An 8,575-nucleotide genomic window follows, 5' to 3' on the forward strand; every position below is an offset into this window, starting at 1 on the left:
GGAGATAGATTTCTCTTTTTCTTACATCTCAACAAAATTTCATACGGTATTCTTTGGGAGTACAGTGTTTTATCTCCCGGAAGATCTTGATAAAGTAGCTGCTATCGGTGAAGCCGCACTCCGCGCCGATCTCGCCGGTCTTGAGCCGGGTGGAGCGAAGCAGATCAGCGGCCTTTTCCACCCGGTACTGCTTGACGTACTGGATGGGCGTGATGCCCAGCATCTGCCTGAAACTGCGCAGACAGGCGCTCTCGCTGAGGGCCACGCTGCCCGCGATGAGCTGGACTGTCAACTCTTCTGCGTAGTGTTCCTCCACGAAGCGGAGCATCTGCTTCATCCGCTCGGAGGCGATCTGCTCCTGCTGGGAGACTTTCGTCCGCCCGCCCACGCACTGGGTGCTCAGCAGCCGCAGGGCCAGAGAGAGGTAGTAGCGCACCCGGTTCTCGTAGTCGAAGGGTTCGTCCGACACAGCCTTCCAGCTCTCGTGCAGACAGTCCAGCACCTGTTTCTGCCACGGCACCAAGGCATCCAGAAGGAAAAATGGCGGGGCGTCGGGCTGGGTCATAGGGCGGATGAGCTTCTGCCAGAAGATGGTATCCATACCGCCCACAAGGCGCGGATGGAACACGCCCGAGTGGAGCAGGGCCGTGCCTTCCGGTGCCTGCTCCACCGCGTGGAGGACGCCCGAGTTGATGAACACTCCCTGCCCGGTCTGCAAGGTGAGGCGGGTCTTGTTGACGTCCACATGGAGCGGTCCCTTCGTGCAGAGCACATATTCAAACTCTTCGTGCCAGTGCCACGCCACCGAATAGCTGGACAGATCCTCGGCATAGCAGGCGATGGGAAACAGCGCGCTGCCGTGCTGCACAAGTTCCCTGCCCTTTTCGCTGGCGACGATGTTGGAGCTGATATTTAGTGCCATATTCGCCAATTCCTTTCCCCAATACATTGAAGATTTTTTATCAAAGCCGATTTTGTTGTACAAAGAATGTGTTTTTGTTCTATCATCTGTGCCGGTTTCGTGGTATTATTTCATCGGAGCTGATAAGCTCAGTATAACACTGAAACGGGGCAGATACAACCCACAACGAAGCTTTGCTTCCAAGGGTCTGTGTACACTGTCCCACAGCTCCAAGGCCGCGATGCCGCCTGCACCCCGACCCACAAGGCTTTTGCAAAAGCCTTACACACTTTACCGAACACGGAGGTATTTATTATGCTTCGCATCGAATATTTTGATAAAAACCGCTTCATGAAACAGGTCGCCGCAAGCCGCGGCAGCGTCATCCTGCACCTGGACAATGGCTCCACCTGCGACCTTAAGAAGGACAACGAGGCTTCCGCCATCTTCCAGACCCTGGACGCTCCCAAGAAGGGCTTCAGCATCAGTGTGAGCGACCCCGCTGATGTCACCGGCTTCCTGCGCTATATGCTCGAGGCTGGCCGCGCCTGCTGAAAACGCCATCATCTATTCTTCATTATTCATCATCACAGCAAAACGGGACAGCCCCGCTCTGGCACATCTCAGAGCGGGGCTGTCCCGTTTTGTTGCATTTTTATTTTACAGGATGCACCGGCTGATGGCCTGCGCCACAGCCAGCAGCTCTTCCTGCCCGATGAAGCCGAACTTCATCTCGTGCTCGTCGGCGTAGCAGACCGTCAGTTCCGAAGTCTGCAATGGGTCGCCGAAGCCTGCCGTCTGGATGCCGAAGTGGACGATCTTCCGGTAGGGCAGGACGAAGATCTCCTGCCGGGTGCCGGTAACGCCCTGCATATCCACAATGAAAATGCGGTGGCTCGTAAAAACGGCCTGATCGCGCACCGTCTTGTATGCGCCCACGATGCTTTCGCCGTCCAGCAAAAGCGCCTGCACATTCTTGCAGATCTCCTTCTCCTTGATGCGGATGAGGTTCTGCATCGGCTTTTCCCGAAATTCCATACCGGAGTCTCCCTTCTTTTGCCCTATATAATAGGTGTTTCTGGGCCAAGTATAACATTTCTGCCACAGAGCTTCAAGTCATTCTCGCCTTTTGGGCCGGGTTGTGTTATACTGACAGGTGATTTGAGATTTCTTGTATACAAAAAAGAGGTTCACATATGGAGATCATCGTACATCAGGCCATTCTCCACGTTCTGGATACCACGCTGGATGCCCCCGTGCTCAGCGGCAGCTGCATGGAGATGACAGCCGAAAAGACGGCCTATCTGCAATACCACATCGAAAAGCTGCTTGCCAGCGACGACATCCGCCAGTGCCGCCCCCTGCCGGACTCGGCATTTCGGTACGAGCTGGAACAGAACAAGGACTTTATCGACCTGTCCTGCCGCATCGCGGGCGTGCTGTTCGACTATATGCACGCTCATACCACCATTCCGGGGGCCGACCTCGCTGTGGTGGACTTCACCCGGGACGGCCAGCCGTGGCTGGGCATCCTCAAGCTCAACTATAAAAACGGCTACACCCACTACACCGAGAGCGTAGACGGTGCGCCGGTCAACTCCATCATCCAGCAGCGGGCCTGCCTGCCTACCCAGAGCGGCAAGGTGGAGGAAGGCGCACTGGTGGACCTGACCGACTACTCCATGAAGCTGCTGGAGAAAAAGTTCGACATCGACGGCCACAAGGAGTTTTATCTTTCCACCGTCGTTTTCCAGTACACCACCGCCGAGCCGGAAAAGAAAAAGCTGCAGGCCATTCAGGACGCCGCCGTCCAGGCCGTGCAGGAGAACTATCAGGACGAGCCCCATGTGGAGGCACAGGTGGCCATGCTCATTGCCAATCAGGCCGCTGACAACGACAACAAGGTGACGGTCGAGCAGGTGCGCCGGCAGCTTGCTGAGGAATACCCGCTGGCGGCTGTCCCCTTCGACGACTATGTGGAGAAAAGCGACGTCCTCGAGCCGACGCAGGCCCAGCAGCCCGTCACTGTCTCCCCCGCCCGCATCCGCCGGATGGAGAGCCGCAGCATCCACACCGCCAGCGGCATCGAGGTAAAGATCCCTACCGAGATCCTCTCTGAGGATTCTGCGGTGGAATTTCTCCACGCCGAGGACGGCAGTGTTTCGCTGCTCATCAAGAACGTCATCCTGTAAGGAGGGGATCTTATTATGGACCTTGCTGTCATCACCGCCCAGCAGGTGGCGGAACTGTTCATCCTCATAGGGCTGGGGGCTCTTGGTGCCAAGACCGGCCTGCTCCGCCCCGAGGGCAAACAGACTCTCTCGAACCTTCTGGTCAACCTTGTCGTCCCGGCCATGATCATCAACTCCTACCGCATGGAGTTCAGCGCAGAAATTCTGCACAACCTCATGGCCGCGTTCGCCCTGAGCACCCTGTCCATCCTGCTGGGACTCATCATCACCCTGTTGTTCACGGCCCGCAGCAGGGACAGCCGGACGCCCATCTTCCGGTTCGCCTGTGTTTTCTCCAATGCGGGCTATATGGGCCTGCCCCTCATTTCGGCTCTCTTCGGCTCCGAGGGCCTGCTTTATGCCAGCGCCTTCTTTACCATGTTCAATCTTCTGCTCTGGACGGTGGGCTACAGCATGGTCAGCGGCAGCTCCGACCCCAAAAAGGTCGCCCAGAGCCTGCTGCACTGCCCGGCCATCTACGCCATCGTCGTGGGTCTTGCCATCTACCTGCTCCAGATCCCGCTGCCCGACCTCATCGTCCAGCCCATGGAACTTCTGGGCGACATGAACACTCCCCTCTCCATGCTCATCACCGGTATGCTCATCGCCTCGGGCGACCTGCACCGCACCCTCACCGATCAGCACATCTGGAAGCTCACCGTGGTCCGAATGCTTTTCATTCCGGTGCTGACCATCGCAGCTTTCGCCGCGCTGGGGCTCTTCCGCTACGGCATGGTCACGCAGGTCATCGTGCTGCTGGAATGCTGCCCGGCTGCATCCATCACCTCGGTGTTCGCCGTCCAGTTCCACCACGATGAGCAGTTTGCCGCCGGCAGCGTCGTGCTGACCACCCTGCTCAGCATCGTGTTTCTGCCGCTGTGTGCGCTTATCATTACGATGTTCTGAGGAGTAAAAACCATGTCCGATATTACCATCCGTAACGCCACATTGGCCGACGCACCCCGCATTCTGGAAATCTACGCCTACTACATCGAGCACACGGTCATCACTTTTGAGTACGATGTGCCGTCGCTTGCCGAGTTCGAGGGCCGGATGCGGGCCATCATGCAGAAGTACCCCTACCTCGTCATCGAGCGGGATGGCCGCATCGAGGGCTACGCCTATGCCCACGCTTTTGTGGGACGTGCCGCCTACGACTGGGCCGCAGAGCTGACCATCTACCTCGACCACGACGCCAGGCGCGGCGGTATGGGCCGCGTCCTCTATGAGGCGCTGGCCGACCGGCTCAAGGCCATGGGTGTCCTCAACCTCTACGCCTGCATCGGCTACCCGCTGGTGGAGGACGAATACCTCACCAAAAACAGCGCCCAGTTCCACGAACATCTGGGCTTCACACTGGCCGGTACCTTCCACAACTGCGGCTATAAGTTCGGGCGCTGGTACGACATGATTTGGATGGAAAAAATCATCGGCGAGCACCGCCCCGACCAGCCGGACATCGTGCCGTATCAATATTGAGCCTATGCAAAAAAGCAGGTGCATCATGCGATGCACCTGCTTTTGCTTTACTGTTTATCCATTTGTTCTTTGTGGTATTGCAGCGTGTACAGCTGATAATACCGGCCATGTGCGGCGAGAAGCTGCTGGTGAGTCCCCTGCTCCAAGATCTTGCCGCGCGACAACACGATGATGTTATCTGCGTGCTGGATGGTGGAGAGGCGGTGTGCCACGATGAGCATGGTGCCGACGCTGCGCATCTTTTCCAGCGAATCCTGGATCAGAAGCTCCGTCTCGGTGTCGATGTTGGCGGTGGCCTCGTCCAGAATCATGACGCTGGGCTTATGCAGGATGGTGCGGGCAAAGCTGAGCAGCTGGCGCTGGCCCGCCGAGAAGTTATTGCCGCGCTCCCGGACTTCTTCGTCGAGGCCGTGCTCGAGCTTGTTGATGAAGTGGTCGGCATTGACGTACCGGCAGACCTTCATGATTTCTTCGTCCGGAATGTTCTCCTCCCGCAGGACGATGTTGCTCCGGATAGTACCCGAGAAGAGGAAGACGTCCTGCAGCATCTGGCCGAAGTGACGGCGGAGGGAGGAGATCTTGATTTTGCGGATGTCGATGCCGTCGATCAAAATCTGTCCCTTCTGGAACTCGTAGTTGCGGCAGATGAGGGAGAGGATGGTGCTCTTGCCCGAGCCGGTAGAGCCGACGAAGGCCACGGTCTGGCGGGGCTCCACATGGAAGGAAACGCCCTGCAGCACCCACTCGCCGGGGATATAGCTGAACCAGACATCCCGGAACTCGATGTCGCCCTTCACTTCGTCCAGCTCAACGGCGTCGGGGGCGTCCACCATCTGGGGCTGGATGTCCATGATGGAGAAGACCTTCTCCGACGACGCCAGCGCCGACTGCAGCCAGTTGAATTGCTCGGCGAGGTTCTGGATGGGGGTGAAGAACTTGGAGATATACATATAAAAGGTAACGATGGTGCCGCTGGAAATGGTCTGCCCGAGGAAGGTGACATGGTTCAGATGGCCCATGCCGCCAAGATAGAACAGGCAGAGGATCGAGCTGATATACAGCATATACACCAGCGGACGGAAGACGCCGAAGACGAAGATCTGCTCCTGCGTGGCCTTGGCGAGGGTCTGGCTCTTCTGGCGGAACTCCTCCATCTTCTCGTCCTCGCGGCCAAAGATTTGGGTAACTTTGATGCCGGAGAGATTCTCGGAGAGGTAGGTGTTGATGTCGGTGGTCGCGTCCTTGACCTTGCGGTAAGCGCGGCGAGAGAACTTGCGGAAGATGACCGTGAACAGGAGGATGAAGGGTACGAAGCAAAGCACCATCAGGGTCAGCTCGTAGTTCAGGAAGAGCATCGCCACCAGAATGCCCAAAATGACGAAGGCATTCTTGGTGAGGTTGACGAAGAGGTTCGTGAACATCATCGAGATGGCGTTGGTGTCGTTGGTCACGCGGGTGACGAGCTTGCCCACCGGGATGTCGTTCAGCTGGCCGTGGGAGAGGCTTTCAATGTGGGTGAAGAGGTCTTCACGCAAATCGGAGATGATGCGCTGGCCCACACGCTGCAGAATGACGGCCTGCAAATAGGTGCTGGCCATCGAGAAGACCAGCACACCCGCGTACACGGCCACACTGACATAGAGGCTTTTCAGTTCGAAATCGCCCACCACAAGCTCTTCGATGTAGCCCACGATGAGGGGCGACGCGATGTCGTAGGAGATGGAGAAGAGGACGAGAAAGCCCACGACGACGAACTGCCTGAGGTAGGGCTTGGCGTAGCCGAAGAGGCGGCGCAGGATCTCGCCGTCGGCCATGCTGCGCTCGAAGCCCATAGCCGTTTTCTTGTCTTTGACGCAGGCGTAGGCGATGAGCAGCAGCACCGACACGGTGCCGATGACACCGCCTACGAGAAGAAGCGGATTCAGACTCATCATGCGTTGCCACCTCCCACTTCGTCTTCAAGCTTCTGCAAATCGACCATCTTGTGGTACTCCGGGCAGGATGCATAGAGCCGGTCGTGAGGGCCGACGGCCTCCACTCTGCCGTCTTCGAGGAAGATGATCTTATCCAGTCCCTCCACCGTCGAGATGCGGTGCGCTATGAGCAGAGTGGTCTTGCCTGCACGGCTCTTTTTCAGGTTGTCGAGGATGATTTTTTCCGTCTTGGCATCCACCGCCGAAACCGAGTCGTCGAGGATCAGGATGGGCGCATCTTTCAGCAGGGCGCGGGCGATGGAGATGCGCTGCTTCTGACCGCCCGAGACGGTGACGCCGCGCTCGCCCAGGACCGTCTCGTAGCCATCCTTGAAGTCCACAATGTTGTCCCGGACGTCAGCAAGGCTGGCCGCCCGTTCAATGTCCTCGGGGGTGGCGTCATCCACGCCAAAGGCGATGTTGTGGGCGATGGTATCCGAGAAGAGGAAGTTCTCCTGCGGGACATAGGCACACGCCTGCCGCACCGAGTGGATGGAGACGCCGTTGACGTCCTTCCCGTCCACGAAAAGGGTGCCGTCGGGGACGTTATAAGTGCGCAGGAGCAAATCGACCAACGCCGTCTTGCCTGCGCCGGTCTTGCCCACGATGCCCACGCTCTCGCCGGGCTGGATCGTGAAGGAGATGTTTTTCAGCACATCGAACTCGCCGTCCGGGTAGCGGAAGGTCAAATCGCGGAACTCAATGCCGCCCTTGGGGTTTTCGAGGTCCGGCACACCGGCGCGGTCGGCCACATCAATGGGTGCATCCAGCAGCTCGGTGATACGGTTGAGGGAGGCATTACCGCGGGAGGTCTTTTCGATGAGCATTGAGATCGCCATGATGGGCCAGACGATCGCCTCGAAATAGCCGATGTACTCCACCAGCTGGCCCGCATTGAAATCGCCCTTGTAGACAAGATAGCCGCCGTAGCCGAGGATGACGCAGATGACCGACTCCACGAAGAACGTCACCATTACTTCGAGCAATACCGAGATGCGGGTATACTTTACGTTGACCTCTTCGTTGTCTTTGTTGAGTTTGCGGAAAGCGATGAGCTCTTTGAGCTCCTTGACAAACGCCTTGATGACCGCGATGCCGGAGAAGTTCTCCTGCGCAAAGTCGGACAGGTCAGAGAACGCCTGCTGGCGCTTCTCCCACGTTTTGGTCATGGTCTTGCCCATCACGGTGCCGATGGCAAACATGAACGCTGCCGGGATGAGGGCCAGCATGGTCATGCGTCTGTCCATGCACCACATCCGGTAGAGGGCCAGCAGACCCAGCACCAATGCGTCAAAGAACATCAGGATGCCGTCGCCGAAGCACTCCTGGATGGTGTCGAGGTCGTTGGTGTAGAGGCTCATGAGGTTGCCGACCTTGTTCACCTGATAGTACTGCTGGGACAGACGGCGGCTGTGGTCGAACATCTTCTCCCGCAGATCCGCCTGCACCCGGATGCTGGTGCCGAAGAAGCAGATGCGCCACAAAAAGCGCCCCACCACCATGAACAGCACGATCCATATCATGGGCAGGCAGATGTGCTGGAACAGCACCTCTTTCGTGAAAGGCATTGTCTCGCCCCTCACCACCACCTGTCCAAGGTTGACGCCGTTGATGACCAGACGATAGAGCTGCGGCACAAGCAGCTGGATATAGTCCACCATCAGCAGCGCAAGGATGCCCAGCAGCAGCGCGGGCGCGTGGCGCAGGTAATAGCGGTTGATGTACTTGCCGAATATCACTGGTTTTCCCTCCTTTTCCCATAGCACAGAGGCGAGCCAACGCCCGCGGGCCGAACTCCCGCAAGCGGTCAGCCCGCCTCTGTTTGTTGCACGATAGTCTCAGTATACGGCCCGGAGCATCGAGTTGTCAACATTTGATGCAGTTTCTGTTGAAAAAAGCCATCGTCGTGCATCTCTGCACAAACGATGGCTTCATGTTGGAGCGGCCGACGAGGCTCGAACTCGCTACCTCCACCTTGGCAAGGTGGCGCT

General features: G+C 57.8%; 8 protein-coding genes. 4 read left to right on the top strand and 4 right to left on the bottom strand.

The features are described 5' to 3' along the window. Window positions 1–28: 28 nt before the first annotated feature. Entirely contained in the window at window positions 29–922 is an 894-nt protein-coding gene (locus J3349_RS13485) for an AraC family transcriptional regulator (RefSeq protein WP_207677761.1), read from the bottom strand. Between the two features lie 294 nt (window positions 923–1,216). Here J3349_RS13485 and J3349_RS13490 point away from each other — a divergent pair, with 294 nt between their 5' ends. Continuing rightward, entirely contained in the window at window positions 1,217–1,456 is a 240-nt protein-coding gene (locus J3349_RS13490) for a hypothetical protein (RefSeq protein ID WP_149794605.1), read from the top strand. Between the two features lie 105 nt (window positions 1,457–1,561). Here the strand turns inward: J3349_RS13490 and J3349_RS13495 are convergent, their stop codons facing one another. Beyond that, window positions 1,562–1,939 (bottom strand): PH domain-containing protein, encoded by a 378-nt coding sequence (locus J3349_RS13495; RefSeq protein ID WP_158403534.1) that lies wholly within the window; start codon window positions 1,937–1,939, stop codon window positions 1,562–1,564. A gap of 158 nt (window positions 1,940–2,097) precedes the next feature. Between J3349_RS13495 and J3349_RS13500 the strand changes: the two genes are divergently transcribed. Genes J3349_RS13500 through J3349_RS13510 form a run of 3 tightly spaced genes read left to right on the top strand, consistent with a single transcriptional unit; the run spans window position 2,098 to window position 4,611 of the window. Continuing rightward, entirely contained in the window at window positions 2,098–3,093 is a 996-nt protein-coding gene (locus J3349_RS13500; protein WP_207677762.1) for a nucleoid-associated protein, read from the top strand. Window positions 3,094–3,108: 15 nt separating this feature from the next. Then, a complete protein-coding gene (locus J3349_RS13505) occupies window positions 3,109–4,038 on the top strand; it encodes an AEC family transporter (protein WP_207677763.1) in 930 nt (309 codons plus the stop codon). A gap of 12 nt (window positions 4,039–4,050) precedes the next feature. Next, window positions 4,051–4,611 (top strand): GNAT family N-acetyltransferase, encoded by a 561-nt coding sequence (locus J3349_RS13510; RefSeq protein ID WP_207677764.1) that lies wholly within the window; start codon window positions 4,051–4,053, stop codon window positions 4,609–4,611. A gap of 47 nt (window positions 4,612–4,658) precedes the next feature. Here the strand turns inward: J3349_RS13510 and J3349_RS13515 are convergent, their stop codons facing one another. Next, on the bottom strand, window positions 4,659–6,545 hold the full coding sequence (locus J3349_RS13515) for an ABC transporter ATP-binding protein (RefSeq protein WP_207677765.1): 1,887 nt from the start codon (window positions 6,543–6,545) through the stop codon (window positions 4,659–4,661). Further along, on the bottom strand, window positions 6,542–8,323 hold the full coding sequence (locus J3349_RS13520) for an ABC transporter ATP-binding protein (RefSeq protein WP_207677766.1): 1,782 nt from the start codon (window positions 8,321–8,323) through the stop codon (window positions 6,542–6,544). Before J3349_RS13520 ends, J3349_RS13515 begins: the two co-directional genes overlap by 4 nt. Window positions 8,324–8,575: the final 252 nt, after the last annotated feature.

The organism is Faecalibacterium sp. Marseille-P9590, from assembly GCF_017377665.1.
GTDB lineage: Bacteria > Bacillota > Clostridia > Oscillospirales > Ruminococcaceae > Faecalibacterium.